This is a genomic window from Candidatus Methylospira mobilis (genome assembly GCF_009498235.1).
GTDB lineage: Bacteria > Pseudomonadota > Gammaproteobacteria > Methylococcales > Methylococcaceae > Methylospira > Methylospira mobilis.
Map to the genome: position 1 here is coordinate 335,529 of NZ_CP044205.1, position 19,387 is coordinate 354,915.

At 50.5% G+C, this 19,387-nt stretch carries 12 protein-coding genes; 10 read left to right on the forward strand and 2 right to left on the reverse strand.

The window, feature by feature from the left end; genetic code table 11:
• From F6R98_RS01275 to F6R98_RS01310, 8 genes are all read left to right on the forward strand, one after another.
• Positions 1-990, forward strand: a complete 990-nt coding sequence (locus F6R98_RS01275) for a GDP-mannose 4,6-dehydratase (protein ID WP_153247400.1) — start codon at positions 1-3, stop codon at positions 988-990.
• Between the two features lie 9 nt (positions 991-999).
• Positions 1,000-2,034 (forward strand): GHMP family kinase ATP-binding protein, encoded by a 1,035-nt coding sequence (locus tag F6R98_RS01280; protein WP_153247401.1) that lies wholly within the window; start codon positions 1,000-1,002, stop codon positions 2,032-2,034.
• A 481-nt stretch (positions 2,035-2,515) separates the two neighbouring features.
• Positions 2,516-3,202, forward strand: coding sequence for a nucleotidyltransferase family protein (locus F6R98_RS01285; protein WP_228125025.1), 687 nt, complete (start codon positions 2,516-2,518; stop codon positions 3,200-3,202).
• 128 nt (positions 3,203-3,330) lie between these two features.
• Positions 3,331-5,853, forward strand: a complete 2,523-nt coding sequence (locus F6R98_RS01290; protein WP_153247403.1) for a hypothetical protein — start codon at positions 3,331-3,333, stop codon at positions 5,851-5,853.
• Between the two features lies 1 nt (position 5,854).
• The gene (locus F6R98_RS01295; protein WP_153247404.1) at positions 5,855-8,356 is read left to right on the forward strand and encodes a glycosyl transferase; all 2,502 of its coding nucleotides are present in this window, start codon (positions 5,855-5,857) and stop codon (positions 8,354-8,356) included.
• 795 nt (positions 8,357-9,151) lie between these two features.
• Positions 9,152-10,783 carry a hypothetical protein gene (locus F6R98_RS01300; RefSeq protein WP_153247405.1) on the forward strand — a complete coding sequence of 544 codons (1,632 nt, stop codon included), beginning with the start codon at positions 9,152-9,154 and terminating at the stop codon, positions 10,781-10,783.
• Positions 10,784-10,792: 9 nt separating this feature from the next.
• On the forward strand, positions 10,793-11,794 hold the full coding sequence (locus F6R98_RS01305; protein ID WP_153247406.1) for a glycosyltransferase family 2 protein: 1,002 nt from the start codon (positions 10,793-10,795) through the stop codon (positions 11,792-11,794).
• Positions 11,795-12,036: 242 nt separating this feature from the next.
• Positions 12,037-14,070 (forward strand): hypothetical protein, encoded by a 2,034-nt coding sequence (locus F6R98_RS01310; RefSeq protein ID WP_153247407.1) that lies wholly within the window; start codon positions 12,037-12,039, stop codon positions 14,068-14,070.
• 310 nt (positions 14,071-14,380) lie between these two features.
• Here F6R98_RS01310 and F6R98_RS01315 read toward each other — a convergent pair whose 3' ends face one another.
• Positions 14,381-15,334 (reverse strand): sulfite exporter TauE/SafE family protein, encoded by a 954-nt coding sequence (locus tag F6R98_RS01315; RefSeq protein ID WP_228125026.1) that lies wholly within the window; start codon positions 15,332-15,334, stop codon positions 14,381-14,383.
• A 95-nt stretch (positions 15,335-15,429) separates the two neighbouring features.
• Here F6R98_RS01315 and F6R98_RS01320 point away from each other — a divergent pair, with 95 nt between their 5' ends.
• Together F6R98_RS01320 and F6R98_RS01325 are read left to right on the forward strand one after the other, a co-directional pair.
• Complete coding sequence (locus F6R98_RS01320) at positions 15,430-16,692, forward strand: multifunctional CCA addition/repair protein (protein ID WP_153247408.1); 1,263 nt, start codon at positions 15,430-15,432, stop codon at positions 16,690-16,692.
• Positions 16,693-16,785: 93 nt separating this feature from the next.
• Positions 16,786-17,547, forward strand: coding sequence for an SDR family oxidoreductase (locus F6R98_RS01325; RefSeq protein ID WP_153247409.1), 762 nt, complete (start codon positions 16,786-16,788; stop codon positions 17,545-17,547).
• Positions 17,548-17,583: 36 nt separating this feature from the next.
• On the opposite strand, the gene F6R98_RS01330 is transcribed toward F6R98_RS01325, so the two are convergent.
• Positions 17,584-19,314: an AAA family ATPase gene (locus tag F6R98_RS01330; RefSeq protein ID WP_153247410.1), complete on the reverse strand. Its 1,731-nt coding sequence runs from the start codon at positions 19,312-19,314 to the stop codon at positions 17,584-17,586.
• Between the last annotated feature and the right edge of the window lie 73 nt (positions 19,315-19,387).

The following is a 19,387-nucleotide window of genomic DNA, read 5'->3' on the forward strand; positions in this document are numbered from 1 at the left end:
ATGAGAGTTTTTATTACCGGTGCAGGCGGCTTCATGGGGCCGCATTTGGCGAGATACCTGCACGAAAAGGAATGCGATATATTGGCGAGCTACTATGGCTCGGCATCGGATGTCAAAAACCTGAACCGGTTCGGTAATGCGGTTGAGCTTGATGTGCGCGATCGGCCCAGGTTCATGCGCCTCCTGAAAGAATTCAGGCCGGAGAAGATATTTCACCTTGCAGCGCAAAGTTATCCGACGGTTTCCTGGGCGGAACCCAATTATACGATGCAGGCAAATGTCGAAGGCACCATTAATCTTTTTGAATCGTTGAAGGAGCTTAATATCAATCCGACTGTTTTGGTAGCCTGCTCGTCGGCGGAGTACGGATTTGTCGCGCCTGAGGAAGTCCCGGTCAAGGAAACGCATCCGCTTCTTCCTTTGCATCCCTACGGAGTAAGCAAGGTTGCACAGGACTTTTTGACGTACCAGTATTTCAAGAATTTCGATTTAAGGGGGATCAGGGTACGGATATTTAATACGACAGGTCCTGGAAAAATCAATGACGTATGTTCAGATTTCACAAAACAGGCTGTTTTGATAAAAAATGGCATGCAGGAGCCTGTGTTCAATGTCGGTAATTTAAACACAAGACGAGCAATAACCGATGTAAGAGATATAATCAATGCGCTGTGTTTGCTCAGTGAAAGCGGCAGATACGGAGAAGTATATAATGCTTCAGGGGGGGAGGCCTATCTGGTTAAAGAGATACTGGATGCGGTTATAAAAATATCGGGAATAAGTGTGGAAGTAAGAATAGACCCTGAACTTTTAAGGCCGTCCGATGAGCCGATTATCTTTGGCGACTCAACAAGGCTGAAAAAAGATACGGAATGGAAGCAAATGATTCCTATTGAAAAAACGCTTGAGGACATGATGGATTTCTGGCATTCGGCGCTCTTGGAAAAAAGTGCTTTTAACCTGGATGCGTCCTTTTCCCATGTTTTATAAATAAATTATATGAGTATAATTATTCGTGCGCGGGCTCCTCTTCGTCTTGGGCTTGCAGGCGGAGGAACGGATGTCGCGCCATATTGCGACATACACGGAGGCTATGTACTGAATGCGACTATAGACCGTTACGCTTACGCCGTGATCAGGACGCTGGATGATCCGGTAGTGCGATTTGTCGCAACAGATCAGCAGTCGGAAAAGGTAAAAAATATCGCGGAACCGCTGGAGTTGAACGGCAAGCTCGATTTGCACAAGGCTGTTTACAAGCACATGATTCAGCACTACAACCGCGGACAGCCAATTTCTCTGGAGCTTAGCACGTTCTGCGATGCTCAGGCCGGTTCAGGTCTGGGTTCGTCCTCGACATTGGTAGTCGTGATGATCCGGGCCTTTTCGGAACTGTTGAATCTCCCTTTGGATGATTACACCATAGCACATTTGGCTTTTAAAATAGAGCGCGAGGATTGCGGCATGCTGGGTGGAAGGCAGGATCAGTATTCTGCGGCCTTTGGCGGTTTCAATTTCATGGAGTTCTATGCAAACGAACGCGCTGTTATAAACCCCCTGCGTATTAAAAACTGGATTATCTGCGAACTGGAAGCATCGTTGTTGTTGTTTTATAGTGGTATTTCGCGCGAGTCGGCCAGAATTATCGAAGATCAGCGCAGTAATGTTGAAGCTGGAGAGGTAGATGCAATTCAAGCCATGCATGGGATCAAGCATGAGGCGCTTGTCATGAAGGAGTGTTTGCTGCGCGGCGACTTTGATGGAATAGTGGATTCCATGCGTTTGGGGTGGGAAAATAAAAAGCGTTCGGCAAAAACAGTATCGAATATGCACCTGGAGAAAATTTATAGCGCCGCGATAGACGCCGGCGCTTTGGCCGGGAAAGTTTCAGGAGCGGGTGGAGGAGGCTTCATGATGTTTTTTACGCCGCCCGACAAGCGTATGGACGTAGTGAGGGCGCTGGAAACCTTTAAAGGCAATGTGAGTAATTGCCACTTCACCAAACATGGTACGCAGGCATGGAGAGTTATATGAAAAACGCTTCACTGACCGCTTTTTTCGGCAAGGAAGCTGAGATATCAACGACGCCGAATGGTTGACGGTAATCGGAATGAACTATATATTCGGACCGGTTTTCAGCGACGCGTCGTGTTATATCAGAAATGCTTGCAGACCATAAACCGATTTCAACGCAGGCTACTGCCGATGCGTGCATTAAATGTCTGAAGGAAGGCGGAAAAGTATTTCCTGCCGGCAACGTAGGCAGTTCGGCACACAGCCGGCGAGCGGGTAGGCCGCTTTGCTTTCGATCGTCCAGGGTTGCCCGCGATGGCGCCGGCGACTGATCGCTCCATCCCAACCGCTCACGGCGCAAGCGCCGACTCCTAATCATGAAAAATACTTGCATCGAACGCTTTCCCCCACCCTGCGCGCTCCGCGCCCCACGGACCCTGCTGGTGTTCGGGCAAATTTTGTGCGCATCGGCTGAGCAATCGCTATTTGGAGCTGCCGGCTGATGGAGGCGATTGTTCTTGCCGGAGGCCTCGGCACTCGACTGCGACAGACGGTTCCTGATCTGCCCAAGCCGATGGCGCCTATAGCCGGGCGCCCTTTTCTGGAAATACTTCTTTCCATGCTGGCCGGGAAACGCTTTGCCCGGGTTGTGATTTCGCTGGGGTATATGTCCGAAAAAATCATTTCGCATTTCGGCGCCAGCTATCGCGGCATGGAGCTGGTTTACGAAATCGATCCCCTGCCGCTGGGTACAGGCGGCGCAATTCGTGCGGCATTAGCTCGTTGTACGGCCGATCATGCTTTTGTATTCAATGGGGACACTTATATTGATCTCGATACCGAAGCGCTCGAGCGTTATTGGCAAATAAAAAAAAATCCGCTGATCGTTGTGCGAAAGGTTAAGGAGACGGCCCGTTTCGGTTGTGTGGAGTTGCGTGACGGGCGGGTCACCGCCTTTCTTGAAAAGGGGAGGGATGGCTGCGGTCTTATCAATGCCGGTTGCTATGTGCTCCCCACGGACGCACTGGACGAATTTCCCATGGGAAAACCCTTCTCCATCGAAAGCGACTACTTCGTCAGGAATGCGCAGAGTATAAGGTTCGACGGATTTGTCTATAGCGGACGTTTTATAGATATTGGCGTGCCTGATGACTACGCACTTGCCCAGAGCGAACTTGCCGGTCTATGACGGTATAAGCGGAGAGTACTCTTGTCCGGCGTATCGAAGTAACTAACCTATAGACACAGCACGTAGAGATCATCTTTTTCACCGTTCATTCCGGATACATTACAGAGAAATCCGAACCTACGCTAATAATGAAACCACAGAAACCAACAAAAAAACAGGGAATATTGATTGGCGTTGCCTTGATAACAGGCTTGGGTTTAACGCTGATCGGGCTGGAAAGCCTTACATGGTCCGAGTCCGTTTTATGGGAGGATAGCCGGTCATGGGGCGGTTTTCTTGGCTTTCTGGCTGTTGCAGCCATAGTTATCGGGTTATTGGCGCAACAGCTTAAGCTGACCGCCGGTCTGGCCGTACTGATGGCCGCAACCCTTCTTGCATTGCTTGCCGGAGCAATCGGATCTCTTCTGGTGGCAGCCTGGTTTGCCGGGGCCTGTTCTATGGTGGGTTATTGGTGTCTTGGGAAATTAAGGGTAAAAGACAGAACTTTCCTTGATTGCTTCCTGGCTGGAGCAGGAATTTACGGCTCTGCCGTTGGCATACTGGCGCATTTTCCTGTGAACTATCCCGGCGTCTATGCCGTTGCGCTTACCTTGCCCTTTCTGGCCGGGTGGCGGACGGTTGTAGACGAGGGCGGAAGACTTCTTCAGCTTGTTGATCGCGACAGCCGCAATCGTGCAGAAACGGAGTTTAAATGGCTTGATGTGGCGATTGGGGTCGTCGCATTGGTGTACTTCGTTTTTGCCATGATGCCGGAAGTCGGCTACGACGCTCTGGTGACGCACCTGTTTGTCCCGGCGCATATGGCGTTGCGTCATCAATGGGGTTTCGACGTGACTACCTATGTATGGGCAGTTGTGCCGATGCTGGGCGACTGGATATTCAGCATGGGTTATATGCTGGGCGGAGAAACAGCGGCGAGATTCATCAATGTCGGCTTTATCTTTGTTTTAGGCTGGCTGGTGCGGGACTGTGTGCAGTGGGCGGGAGGTTCGCTTGTGGGCGCAAGATGGGCGGTTCTGGTTTTTCTCTCTACGCCTTTGACGTTTACGGTAGGTTGCAGCCTGTACATTGAATCGATTTGGGCGTCGTTTGTAGTCGCCGGATGTCTGGCAGTCCTGCGAGCCTGCTCATCATCTCCTTCTTTCGGCAAGCCCGGAAGGAATGAGTTGCTGCTTTCAGGGCTGCTGCTTGGGTGCGGAGCGGCTGTAAAAGCCATTACTTTTACTGTCCTGCCCGGAATCATGCTGCTGCTGATATGGCGATTCAGGACATGGTTTAAAACTGTCGGTTTGCAGTCACTGGCCGGAGGGATCGGTTTATTCCTGGCAACAGGAGGTATCCCTTACGCCACCGCCTGGTGGCTGACGGGAAGCCCCGTTTTCCCTTTGTTTAACAGGATATTTAAATCGCCTTACTTCGGCAGCTCAGAGAATTTTACGAATTCGAACTATAACGGAGGCTTAACCTGGGATGTTCTGTATCGTGTGACATTCGATACGGTTAAATACCTGGAGGCTTATGCGGGGGCATCCGGATTTCAGTGGTTGTTGTTATTCATTCCCGCGTTGATTACGCTTTTCCTTTACCGCCGGATCAGGGGCGGTGCTATGTTTCTGGTTGCGGTGATCGCTATAGCCGTATTGTTTCATTGGCAAAGTTATTTGAGGTACGCCTTTCCATCATGGGTCATATTGACGGCTGTCATTGGGGTAGGGCTCGGAACGGTAATTACGACGCAGGGCCACTTAAGCAAATTGTGTTGTTTTTCATTGGTGATTACCGTCATGCTGAATCTATTATTTATTAACGTAGGCCGCCAGACCCCCAGGGATTTTCCGCTGCTATCGATGTTTCAGTCATATAAGGATAATTATCTGCAGACTCGCCTGCCAATAAGAAATGCAGTCGAGTTGGTTAATCGCCTTAATGTCGAACGTACTCCGGTTGCCGTTTTTGCCGAGCCGTTAACGGCGGGGCTGTCAGGGGATGCGCTTTATCCCAACTGGTATAACATTCCATTTCTACAGGAAGTTAACTCGATTCATGATGAAAAGGATATTGCTGCTGTTTTTAAGAAACACGGGGTCAATTTTATCATTCTGGATGAAAACTGGAGCGGGGGGAGCTGCGGTCCCAAATCGGAAAGGCAGGCGCTTATTGAAAAGGCAAGCGAGCCGGTTGCAATGTATGATTACGTTAGCGTGCGTAAAATAAAAGATGGGAACCGGCATGTTGTCAGCCGATCGATGCGGCTGGTTGTCGATCAGGAAACGGATGCAGATACCTGGTATCCGCTGTGGACTACCGGCGTACCCGGAAATGCCAACCTGGTTACGGTAAAATTTGCGAAAACGGGAACGCAGTTTCGTTATGACAAGTGGGGCTGCCCCGCCGTTATTATTGAACCGGGAGCGTCATGCGCAGGCATGGATCGCCGGGTTGATATTACCGTAGATCATATCGACACTCAGTGGAAAATGGCAATCAACTGTAATGGGGCCGTTTCGGCGGCTGATACCGCATCAAATAAAATCGACATGAAAGATCAATTGGGAGTTAATGGCATTACATCAACACTGGAAGGTAAGTATCCCTTGGCAAAACTCTTTCCAGGAAAGTTGGAGGAGACTCAGCCAGCGCGCAAAGAATAGTATGATAAAACTGAATGATGGTTTTCTGCGCTATCCAAATATTTTTATCGCGGTTGGTTTGATTGCCGGCATTACGCTGACTTTTGCAGGGCTCTCTAGCCTTGCATGGCCGCAATCAATCCCATGGGAGGGGGCAGGGTCGCTGGGCGGATTTCTGGGTTTTTTAGCATTCACAGCTATCGCCATCAGTCTGATAGCGAGAAAGTTTGGTTTGAATGCCAGTCAGTCTACAGTGGCGGTGTTGTTGTTGCTGTCTATAGTGATAGGCGCGGGTGCGCTATGGCCGTTGCTGGTTGCGCTGTGGTTTGCCGTGGCGTGTACGATACTGGGTTACTGGCTTCTCGAAAAGCTGAAGATCAAAACAAGTGTGTGGCATAACTGTTTTCTGGTGGGAGCGGGTATTTATGGCGCTTCGGTCGGTTTGATTGCTTATTTTCCAGTGAATTATTCCGGAATATATGCTGCTGCACTGGCTTTGCCTGTTGCTTTGGCATGGCGTCCGATTGTAGAAAAAGGCGGTGCCTTGCTTGAGTCCGTTAATCACGGCAATACAAATGAACGTCCTGGGTTTGGCGTAAATTATCTGGAAGCGGCAATCGGGGTTCTCGCAGTAGTGTACTTTGTCGTTGCCCTGAAACCGGAGGTTGGATTCGATGCACTGGTGACGCACTTGTTCGTACCCGCGCATATGTCGTTACGCCACCGCTGGGCGTTCGATGTGACGACCTATGTGTGGGCCGTGGCGCCGATGCTGGGAGACTGGATCTTCACCATCGGATACATGCTGGGCGGAGAAGCCGCCGCCAGACTTATCAACGTCGGATTTATTTTCGTATTAGGTCGGTTGGTGCTGGATTGCGTGCTATGGGCAGGCGGCTCGGCTGTGGGCGCTCGGTGGGCGGTTCTTGTATTCCTGTCGACACCGTTGACTTATATGGTTGGCAACAGCCTGTTTATCGACTCGATCTGGGCGTCGTTTGTCGTTGCAGGTACTTTGGCGATGCTGCGCACCTGTTTTTCATCCGCAATAGCGGAAAATGAATTGCCGATATCGGGATTTCTACTAGGGTGCGGACTGGCGGTAAAAGCCGTAACGTTTACCGTTTTACCCGGACTATTGCTGTTGCTGGCATGGCGGTTCCAATCATGGCGTAAGACTGCAGGATTGCGGTCTTTTGCGCTGGGATTCGGTTTTTTCTCGGCGATAGGCGGAATTCCATACGCAACAGCCTGGTGGTTGACTGGGAATCCGGTATTTCCTTTGTTTAACAAGGTATTCAAATCGGCCTATTCCGTCACTACCGAAAATTTTTCGGATCAGCGGTGGGGTAGAGGTTTTACATGGGATTTTCCCTATCGCATAACATTCGAAACAGGCAAATACCTGGAAGCCTATACAGGCGGGTCCGGGTTTCAGTGGCTGTTGTTATTCATTCCCTCGGCCATTGCGTTAATTGTATTTAAAAAAACCAGAGGCGTTGCACTGCTTCTTATTGGCGCGGTTGCAATTGTTGTTGTATTTTGCTGGGTTGGCTATTTGAGGTACGCCTTGCCGTCCTGGGCAATCCTGACGGCTGTCACCGGGGTTGGGCTCAGTGCGGTAATAACCTCAAGGTGGTTTCTAAGCCGTATATACCTTGCTGCCGCTGTTCTGACGGTAGCATTAAATTTACTATTCTTCGCCGGGCCGTCTGCCAGAGAGTTCACGCTGAAACCGGTTTTTGATCAGTTCGGCAAGGAAGAGTATTTACGGGCGCGCTTGCCGGTCAGGAGCGCGGTCGAACTGGTTAATCGCTTGAATCCCGATCGGAACCCTGTTGCCGTATTCGCTCAGCCGTTAATGGCCGGACTATCCTCCGATGCGCTTTACCTGAATTGGTATAACATCACGTTTAGAAGCGAAATCAATTCGAAAAGCGATGAAAAGGGTATTGCTGATGTGCTTATGAAGCGCGGTGTTAATTTTATCATTCTCGATGCGGGCGGAAATGGCGAGGTCTGCTGTGGCGCATGGGCCGAAAAACAGGCGCTTATTGAAAAAATAAGCGACAAAATAGCAGCGTTCGGTGCGGTGAGTGTCAGAAAATTAAAAACCGAATACCTGTTTAAAACTGAATTGCTGATCAATGCCGGCCTTGAATCAATAGAAGGATGGTCAGTACCTGAGGGAGCAAAATATAATCCAGAGACAGGCATTATTCAAACAAATGTCGATTTTCCCGCGACCCAGAATGTTTCCGTATATTCCGGCCGCTATTATTTGAATACGGTTGTGGCAAGATGCGCCGAAGAACCTACTTCCGGTCGCGTACAGATTACCTGGCTTGATGCCAAAAGGCAGTTTGTAAGAGCGGATATAAAACCATTTGACTGTATCGGTACGGAATGGGCCGAGCACACCATGGAGGTGATGGCGCCGCTTGATGCCGTGTATGCCATTGTCTATATTTCCGGACACACGCAAATCCCGTTGGAGTTTAAACGTAACTCGCTACGGCAATGAAAATGCCAATGATACGGTTGATGCTTCTCGAGTAAAAAGAAAGCGGGTTTCAATTTGATCCGCCTTAAACACCGTCAATACAACAAGTTAGCCGCAAACGTAAGGTTGTTGCCACACGAACGGAGCGCTCAAATAGGAGGGTTGCGCAGTTTCTTCAGGGATTGCCGGAATCCGGCCAGTAAAACGTTCAGTGCGTTTCAGCCTGATCAAGCAAAGATCAAGCTCCGGAAGCTGCCTTATTATGCGCTGAGAACTGGCTCTGCAAGCCGGGCCCGGAGTCAGGGAGCATTTCATACTGTGGGCATGTCCTGGAACACGCGACTGGATATGTGTCGACATAAAGTGTCGTTCCCGCTTGACGGATCAGATATCGACTGAAAACCGACTTAATGTACGTGAAACCGGCGTTTGTCGGTGGTATGTGCAAAGCGTTATAATATATGAAAGTTCATCAAGGCTGCCGGCGCGGGAAGGTTGGACGGCGTTCCCATCCGCGTTGCCGGGCGGCTTTGTCCGGCGGCGTCCGGCACCATCACTGTTGCCTTGTGAGGGCGGGAATAGTTATAGATACTGTGCCGCTTGTCGGGTTGAAGCCTGAAAATCAGAGAAATATTGTATTTATGTAATCTCCAGCCATTCATACAGAGCCTGCCAAAGGGGCGCGGATTCCATGTTTATGGATAAAGCTCTAACGGGTCGACAGACTCACCATGAACAGATCGATTCAATGGACATGGAGAGTGTGAAGCGCTTGCTGATTGGCTGGATATATTAAAATAACCAGGTGCATTTTTAATGCTGAATGCAAAAATAATGACGAATTTATCCAATACAAATAATGCTTGGCGATATACTTCGATGGGAAACGCGCTGGCTCTGCTGTGCCTGACGCTGCTGGCCGCGTTGTTGGCCTATATAAGAGTAAGTAACGGGGATTTTTTATTCAGCGATACGGGGCAACTCTACTCGATGCTGGAAAATATCCATGCCGGCAGGGGGCCGATCAATCAAATCCTGCCGACCCTGTCGGCTTTTCAGTTTTATCCTGACCTGGGGGCAATGGAGCCGTCTATTCTTTGCGGCATGGATTATACGAGTCCGCATTATGAAGCCGAACAGTACAATCATTTCAGATTCCATTTGTACTCGATACTGTATCCGGCATCGCTGCTCCTTTTCCTGTTTAAAACGCCATTTGCCGCGCATGGGCTCAACATATTTTCTTTCCTGCTGTTTCTGTTCATTGCATATAAAATCTGCAGGAAGAACAGGATCCCGGTTTTCGCATCATTAATAACAATTATGGTCATAAGCCTGCATCCCGCATGGATGTGGGCTATTGCGGGGCAGCCGTATGTAGATCGGCTGTTTTTGCCGGTTGGGTTGTTATTGTTTTACTATACTGATGATCGTGAAAAGCCGCTCGCAGCGGTGCTGGCTGTACTTGCGATAGCCGCGCTTATTGTTGAAAAGACCATGCTTTATTCGGGCGGATTTCTGGTTGTCTACACGCTTCTTCATTACAAGGGGTATGCCGATAAAAGGGATTGCATCGCGAGAATGATGGTGGGCGTTGCGACCGTGATGATTTCTTTTATAGTGGTCAAGTATTATCTTGACAACCCGTATTGGAAGGGCGGGAATATGCCGTATTCGCCGGCGGCTATAGTCCAAACCATAAAGAGCATCGTCTCCAATGAGCGCTCCTTTAATGGCGTCAATTCTTTATTGATGGTTAATGCTCCGTTACTGCTGATTGCGCTGATATTCAAGCCCAGGCTGTTTTTGATTGGATTTATCATGATGATTCCTAATCTTTTGGGAACCATAGGAGGAGCGGAAAAGACAGGTTTTGTTTCCCATTACCATAGTTTATATTTCCCGTTTGTTGTATATGCTTTCATTCTGGGCGTGAGCGGGGTATTCCAGCGCTTTTCTACGTTATTTGTTGGCGTGTGCATATTTTTGGGATACATGGTTCCAACCTCTGCTTTTTATCTGCTGGTTGGGTTTGCGGATAATCAAAAAATCAGCTTTGTCAATACAACAAGCTCGGCGAACTATTATGTGAAATATTTTTATAATTTAAGCAAGGACCTGACTAATTATAAGAGAATTACTGATCTAATCGAAGAAAATATTCCCTTGAATGCGAAGGTGACCATAACTGAACCCGTTCTTCCCTATCTTTATAAGTATCAGAATGTAAGGTATTACCCGTATGATTTTGAAAATGCGGATTTTCTTATTATTACATACGAAAGAGAAGCAGGCCGGATTCATTATAGAGGATACTCCGGTTACTGGGGCGCTGAGCATAGCCGTACAGTTAACGACTGCCTGGAGCCCAGGATTAAAAAGGCGGGTTACAATGTAGATTCACCCATTATACTGAGCCCTACGCTTGCGCTTTTGAAAAGAAATTAAACGGCAGATATGGATGAAAATAACACGGGAAACAGGGGGGCTGGAATTGCTGTTGTGATACCTTGTTACAAGGTGCGCAAACACATTCTAGGCGTGATCGGAGAGATCGGCCCCGAAGTCAGCAGGATTTATGTTGTAGACGATTGCTGTCCTGAAGAATCGGGTACTTTTGTTGAAGTAAACTGCAAAGACGAACGCGTCCATGTTATCAGAATGCCGAAAAATCAAGGTGTAGGCGGCGCAGTGATGACGGGCTATAGCAGGGCAGTTGACGAAGGAGCGGATATTATCGTCAAACTGGATGGCGATGGTCAGATGGATCCTTCGCTCATTCCTGGTTTTGTTGCCCCCATTACGTCAGGTGAAGCCGATTACACGAAGGGCAACAGATTTTTTAATCTTGAAAAGATTCGCGCTATGCCTAAGGTGCGATTATTTGGGAATGCAGTATTGTCCTTTATGACAAAGTTTTCGTCAGGGTATTGGGATTTGTTCGATCCAACTAACGGCTATACGGCTATTCATGCCGATGTTGCTCGTTATCTTCCATATGATAAGATCAGCAGAAGGTATTTCTTCGAAACCGATATGTTGTTCAGACTTAATACACTGCGCGCAGTGGTGGTAGATATACCGATGGATGCACGATATGGAGATGAAATCAGCAGTCTGAAAATATCAAAGGTAGTCGGAGAATTTTTCGTTAAGCACGTCCGTAATTTTATTAAAAGGATTTTCTACAATTACTACCTGCGCGACATGTCGCTGGCATCCATAGAATTGCCATTGGGATTGTTGCTTTTTGCTTTTGGAATCGGTTTCGGAGGGTGGCATTGGATGTATGCTGCGCGCGAAGGTATTACTACGCCGGCTGGTACTGTCATGCTTTCCGCATTTCCCGCATTGATAGGGCTACAGTTGATTCTCGCGTTTTTGGCGTATGATATTTCCTCGCTTCCACGTAGACCGATACATCAGAAACTTCATAAGCGTAACGCTGTTCGACGTTAAGCTCCCCTCTTACGAACGCTGTCCCGGATTTTATGACTGTTGAAGGGAATACAGACGTCGGCAGTTTTCGCAACAACTGGTTTTATGCAATGCCAAATGTCGTTTGCGCGGGGTTGCCAAGGATAGGTATGTCAAGGCTGCAGAAATAGTTGTTATGCCCTGCCGATGATCCTGTCGGTATATCGGGATTACAGGGTCGTATAAATTGAACGTGATTCAGTTAAGAAACAAGCAGAATACTAATGATTGAGTTTACATCGAGAAAATCGGCATCGTCAATGCTTGTTTGTTTGTTTCTTTTGCTGAGCGGACTTTACTGTAGCTTGATGGTGGTTATCGGCTCTTTTGGTATGGATGCCGATAGCAGTCATTCCCTTATGCTCTGGTACGGAATAAATGAACATGGGATATCCTGGCTTCGAGATTGGAGATTTACTCAGGATAACTGGCTGCTTTCACTGTTTCCCTTCCATTTTATCGGATTCTGGATATTCGGGCCTGATGTTTCAGTTGTTGTAATTCTCGGCTGGCTTATATTTGTATTTAACGCGCTTATTTCCGGCGCTATTGCCTGGAGGCTGGGTTTAAACAAAGCTGCAATATTCATATTTCTATTGTTGCTGCATTTTGGTCCATATGCGCATATATACGGTTCTCTGGCGTACTCAACGACGCATAATATCACCAATCTCTATGGCCTTTCCTCCTTGCTGATATTTATTAGCTGGTGCATTAAGCCTGTAAATTATTTGCTTGTTTTATTGTCGTTCGTGCTTTTTGCCGGAGCAGTTTCGGATCCATGGATGATTCCAGCTTTTAATTTGCCGCTTCTACTGGTAAGCATATTGCTTTTTTTTCTTCCAGGATTCCAAAGAGATTGGAACCGCATAAAACCGTTCCTGGCGGCATCTCTTTCTCTTCTGTTGGTCAAAACAAAACTATTTGGAATTCTGGGTTTTCTGCCAAGTGTGGATTTTAGCCCAGGTGATAGGCATACCATAAACAACAATGTTCTATACCTGGTGAAGGACCTGGGAGGGTTGTTAAATCTTTTTCCCTTTTCCTATGGCAATGCTTTCCTGCCTGCCTTTCTTTCTCTGGCAATAGTCACGGGTTTTTTTGCGGCTTTTTTACATGGAAAAATGCGGCATCGGTTGCGTGTTGAGAAAAGCGTTATTGTATTTTTTTCATTTACGCTTGTTTCAATTTCAGGGATCTTATCCGCATTTATGGTTACTCGCGTTGAAGCAGGAGATTATTCAGCCAGATTTCTTATTAATTGTGCATATCTGCTTATTATCAGTGTTGGAATGCTGGCTGAGTACGGTTCGCGGCACTCCGGTGTTATCGCGAAATATGCGCTTGTTTTGATTGCCGGTTTGTTTGTTATATCCGGTTTGACCGGTAATGTAGCCTATTTGATAAAAACCGGTTTTAAACCCAGGGATGTCGGTGTTGCGGATACGCTGGCGCTATTAAAGAAACACGGTCTGTCCTATGGCTACGGCTCATATTGGGATTCTCATGCAAACGCAGTAACAGCCGCCGGTTTTTCGCAGATTCGCGTACGTCCGGTTACATTCGATATTACCAATGGAACGATTTCCGGAGGCAGGTCTCAGACTTCCAGACGGTGGTTCACAGACGAGGATATTCCTGAAAATCAGGAAAGGTTTTTTGTAATTGTAAATACCGGTGGCCAGGAATGTCCCGATGTCGACGTTTGTCTGCTTGGGTTAAGCAAACAATTTGGTAACCCAATGGAGATTATAAAACATGGACTTACTACCGTTCTGGTTTGGAACCACAGACTGTTTGATTATGTTCCCCCCAGCATGGAATTTAACAGGAAATACATTACCGGTAATGCGGGCTTGCATATGGGAAATTCCGGATGGTCCTCCCCGGAGACGCAGGGTACATGGTCTGATGGCGATAGAGCTCTGATGGTTTTGGCTCCGTTAAACCCGTCTAAAAATGATATTGAGTTATTGATTGAGGCGGGCGCATACCTGGAGGACAGACATCCATGCCAGGATGTTGATATTCTGGTGAACAGCGCTTATGCTGCCACCCTGAAATACGATCAAGGCAATAACAACGGGGTACGTTCGGTGGTCATACCCAGTACTTTGGCATTGAAGAGAGGGGGGGCGTTATGGGTTGAATTCTTATTCAAAAACCCTGTATCGCCGGCAGAGTTGGGGGTGTCTGCGGATAGCCGCCGCCTTGGCTTGCGTATAGTGTCCGTTGAATTAAGGGATGCGCCGCATTAATATGGCGTTGATGCAAAAATATATATTGCAATCGAACTTTCATCGTTCTGCTGCTTTATTGGATAATTGGGTAGTTTAAAGCCGAGTACATAACTCCATACATGAAACGCCAGTCTATTTCAGCGTGGTATAGGCGAGGAGCTTGCGCGGTAAGCGTGTTTTGCAGGCTATGTTCAGGCTAACAGGCCGGGCGCCATTCGCTTTGATGCGGAACAAACGATAAATTGTCAATTATTCAGGCATTGCCATAGGGTATTATGATCGGGTTGCCTGGTGGATGTCTTGTTATCGATCTGCGCGCTGTCGTTTTTTATATCGAGGGGTAAGCGGCTATCCACAACATTTTACAGCCAACGGCCAGCAACATCAGTGCGAATAGTTTTTTGAGACAGGCCACTGGTAAAATATGCGCAAGTTTTGCCCCCACCGGCGCGAAAAAAACACTGGTGATGACTATGCCGATAAATGCCGGTGCGAATATATAGCCCCAGCTTCCTGGCGGTAAATCGTGTTTCTGCATTCCAAGCGCGATATAAGACGCGGTGCCGGCAATTGCAATCGGAAAACCGCAGGCGCTGGAAATTGCGACCGCATTTCGAAGCGGATAATTGCATTTGTTGAGTAAGGGTACGCTCAAAGACCCGCCGCCGATGCCGACCAAGCTGGAAATTGAGCCTATCAAGGCGCCGGACAGAAACAGCAGCCATCGGGAAGGATTCCAGTGTCCGCGATCCTGTTCCGCGCCGGTTGAGAACATGCGCAATGCAATTATAATCAGAAACAGCGCAAAAAATGATTTGAACCAGACGGCGGGCAGGTGGTCGGCAATGAGTGAGCCGAGTACCGATCCCAGCAGCATGCCGGGAGCAAGCAATCCGACGATGCGCCAGCGTATCGCCCCGTGGCGATGGTGGGCATATACAGATGACAGCGATGTGATAATGATGGTGGCAAGAGAAGTGGCTACCGCCATGATCATGATTTGATCCGGCGGAAATCCACGCCGGCTGAAATCCCAGACCATCACCGGCACCAGCCAGGCGCCTCCTCCGATGCCGAACAGACCTGCGAATAGTCCTGCCAATGCGCCGTAGGCAGGATACATGACATAAGGAGCCAGCGGCTCGGCGAGTGAATGCAGGATTGCCCGGTAAGGCTCCAGTTGGGCGTAAAGCGCCGCCCAAAGCGTCGCCAGCGCGGAGTCCATGGCCGCCCAGTAGGTTTCCAGTGCAGAGTTGATTGCCGTCCGGTATGCTTCCAGCATGGAGTTGTCCGCTGATTTTGATTTATAGTTTATAACTTTAGCAGAGTTGGCAACAATAGCGTGAACAATGCGGGTGAATTATTGCAGGTGAAAAAATGAATGCCCAGACTTCTTTTCTAACCTATCTGGTGGGCGGAGCGGTTCGCGATGCTGTTTTGGGGCTGGCGGTTTCGGAGCGTGATTGGGTTGTTGTCGGAGCGACGCCTGATGACTTGCTGGCGCAGGGATACAGGCCGGTAGGGAGGGATTTCCCGGTGTTTCTTCATCCGGTTAGCGGCGATGAGTATGCGCTGGCGCGCACCGAGCGCAAAACAGCGCCCGGTTATCGCGGATTTACCGTGCACGCCGAACCCGAGGTCACGCTGGAACAGGATTTATTGCGCCGCGATTTAACCATTAATGCGATGGCGCAGGACGCCGATGGGAACATTATCGATCCCTATGGCGGCCGGCGCGATCTCGCTGATCGCGTATTGAGACATGTCTCTCCCGCGTTTAGCGAAGATCCGGTCAGAGTGTTGCGCGTTGCGCGTTTTGCGGCGCGTTTTGCGCATTTGGGCTTTGCAGTCGCCGAAGATACGCGCGATTTGATAAAGGAGATGGCTGCATCCGGTGAACTGAGCGCGCTGGTTGCCGAGCGCGTATGGGCCGAACTGGTAAAAGCCCTGAGCGAGAAAACCCCGTCTGTGTTTTTCAGCGTGCTGCGCGATTGCGGCGCGCTGGTCCATTTGTTCCCGGAGCTCGACCGCTTGTTCGGCATACCGCAGCCCGAAATTTATCATCCGGAAGTCGATACCGGTATCCATACGCTGATGGTGTTGCAGCAAGCTGCCAATCTGACGCCCGATACGCGCGTGCGTTTCGCTGCGCTCACGCATGATCTGGGCAAAGGTCTGACGCCCGAAGCTCAGTGGCCGGGTCACCGCGGACATGAACAGCGCGGCCTGGATGTTCTGGACTCATTATGCGAACGGCTCAAGGCGCCCGCCGAATATCGGAGTCTGGCGCGCCGCGTCATGATCGATCACGGCAACTGTCACCGCGCTCGCGAATTGCGCTCCGCCACGCTGGTTGATTTACTGCAGCGCCTGGATGTTTTCCGGCAGCCGGAAAATCTGGATAGGGTGTTGCTGGCATGCGAGGCCGACGCCAAGGGACGGGCCGGACATGAAGATACGCATTATCCTCAGGCCGACTGGTTGCGCATGGTCTATCGCTCGATATTGAGCGTATCGGCAAAAGATCTGGCCGAATGCGGGTATGCAGGCGAGAAACTGGGGCAGGAGTTGCGGCGTTTGCGTATACAGGCCGTAGATGAATTAAAACACCGATCCGGGGTGCCGATGGATAGCGCGTAGCGAGTTCATTGTCCGCTATCGGTGCGATTTGACGGCATCGCAATACTAGCGCTTCTTCCCATGTAAGGCCTTTTTTTCAATAGGAGAATAACCATGTCTGTTACCTGTACGCTTATTGCCATCGTCACCGGAGCTACATCAGGAATCGGCGAGGCGACGGCCCGCAAATTCGCAGCAGCCGGATTTGCTGTTGTTGGCAATGGCCGCAACGCGGCGAAACTTGCCGAACTGGAAAGGGAAATCGGTCCGGCATTTTGCGGCGTGGCGGGCGATGCGGCCGATCATGGCGTGCTGGACCGGCTTTTCGCTTCTGCTCGCGAGCGTTTCGGCAAAGAGGCCGATATAGTTGTCGCCAATGCCGGCCGGGGATTGGGCGGCTCGGTAAAGGACGCCGATTTGTCGCAATTCGATGATGTTCTCAGAATTAATGTGAGCGGCGCTCTCGCGCTGCTGCAAAAGGCGGCGCAACAGATGTCCGGTGCACAGAAAGACCGTTTTCCCGCCGCTGCTGCGGATATTGTTATAGTCGGATCGGTAGTCGGCCGGCACATATCGCCGTTCAGTGCGGTGTACGGGGCTACCAAATTTGCCGTCCATGCCCTGGCGGAAGGGTTGCGGCGCGAAGTCGGGCCGATGGGCGTTCGGGTTTCGCTGGTGGAGCCGGGTATCGTGGAGAGCGGATTCCAGGAGGCGGCGGGGTATAGCGAGGAACTGGTGCAGAAATTCGAGAAGCAATTCGGCCCGCTGTTGATAGGCGGCGATATAGCCAACGCCATTCATTATATCGTTTCCCAACCGCCTCACGTACATGTCAGCGACCTGGTCGTGCGCCCGACACGTCAGGATTATCCGTGATCCGGGATTCAATACCGGCGTTTTGGGAGGATGTGGCTATTCGGCTATCGGGACTGGTACTGGGGTTATCTCCGTCGCCCATTCCAGGCCGCGGAACACCGAGCAGCGCTTGAATACATCCAGGCTGGGCGCCAGCTGCTTCTGCTGGCAAAACTTGGCGACCAGTTTGGTCAGGCCCTTGATATCACGGCCGGTGGCGGTGGGGAATAGCCCTGCAAGCTGTTCGATCAGTTCCGCTTCCAGCGGCAATGCAAACTGTTCGGTCATGACTTGCCAGATTTTTCGGCGATCGGCCAGATTGGGCGCGTGATATTTGATCATCGCGATGCAGCGCGAAATAATCGCTTCGTCGATATCGTCGACGCGGTTGGTGGTTAAAAACAGCAGGCCGTTGAAATATTCCAGCACGCGCAAAAACACGCCGACCACGGCGTTGGCGGCCAGATTGTCGTTGCGGCGCTTGATGTATACATCGGCTTCGTCGATCAGCATTACCGCGCCCCAGCGCTGGGCGCGAATCAGCGTTTCCTTCAGCACTTTTTCCATTTCCGCGACGTTCAGGCCCAGTTGCCCGGAATGCACACGGTACAGCGGGCGCTTGATGATTTCGGAATAGACTTCGGCGGTCAGGGTTTTGCCGACGCCGGCCGGACCCGCGCACAGTACCGTGGTGCCGCCGGATTTGCCGGCGACGATGTCGTCCATCAGCATGTCCATTTCGGCGGTGAGTATGTCGATCAGATCGGTCTGCTCCGGCGGCAGAATCAGCTTTTGTTTTAATTCCGGCAGGTATTGGTAGGGCTGCATGTCGTCGACATGCGCCCAGACATGATGATGCAGTTCGAGATGGAACATCAGTATGTAGCCGTGTACCGGCAATTCGGTGAACGCCCCCTTGGGTATCTCCGCTTTCGAGGCTTCCATTGCGTTTTCAGCCTTGCTGTCGTAGCGCATGCTCTTGCCTGCCTTGCGCAGGTATTTGCCGAGGATGTCTCCGGACGCATCCAGCGCCAGCGCGCGCTCGCTGAGGATGTTCTCGTCATTGACCAGGCGGCAGGCTCCGCCCGCCGACGACAACACCACGGTGTTCTTGCGCGTCCAGTCGTTGCTGCGGTGGCTGGCGGTCGGGTCTTCGGCATATATCGCGGTGCCCCAGCCGGAAAACTGTTCGCCGTAGCGTCCGCGCCAGTCGAAATAGCGTCCGGCGGTTTCGTCGTAAGCGGCGATCAGCTCCGGCGTCTCTTTCAGATAGCCTTTCGCGGCAAAAATTTCGGCGATGGTTTTTCCTGCGATGTCCCTGGCGCGGATCATCAGCGTTTCATTCGCGATTTTGCCTCTGGAGTTGGCTTTCAGCTCGATGAGGATGCGTCCGGCCTCTTCCTCGCCCGGCGGGGTGTAATCCAGCCGGGTAATCAGGTAGGCGCTGGTGCGGCCTTTGGCGTCGGCATGAAACAGCCAGCCGCGCTGCACGCCGTCGATCAGATAGCGCGCGATGTCCGGCAGCAGCATCTCCAGCTGATCGGCCTCGTAGCGCTCGCCGCCGTCGTGCAGCGCGCTGTGCAGCGTCGCCAGCAGCGCGGCCTGACCGTGCATCGCGCCGTCGGCGCTCAAATAAAGATCGTGCAGATACCGCCACTCGTTCGCGGCCAGTTGCGGGTATAACACTTCAGCCTTGTTGCCGAAGCGCAGTTGTTCCTTCAGGAAAACCAGGTTCGGGAAGGCATCGATAAGCGGTTCGGCGTAGCGTCGTTCGATTTGCAGTTTCATACCGGTTTCATCGTGCTGAATAAAGCGGCAAAGACCCGGCCCGCGCCGGCGTTTTGACAATAGGGTTTATCGA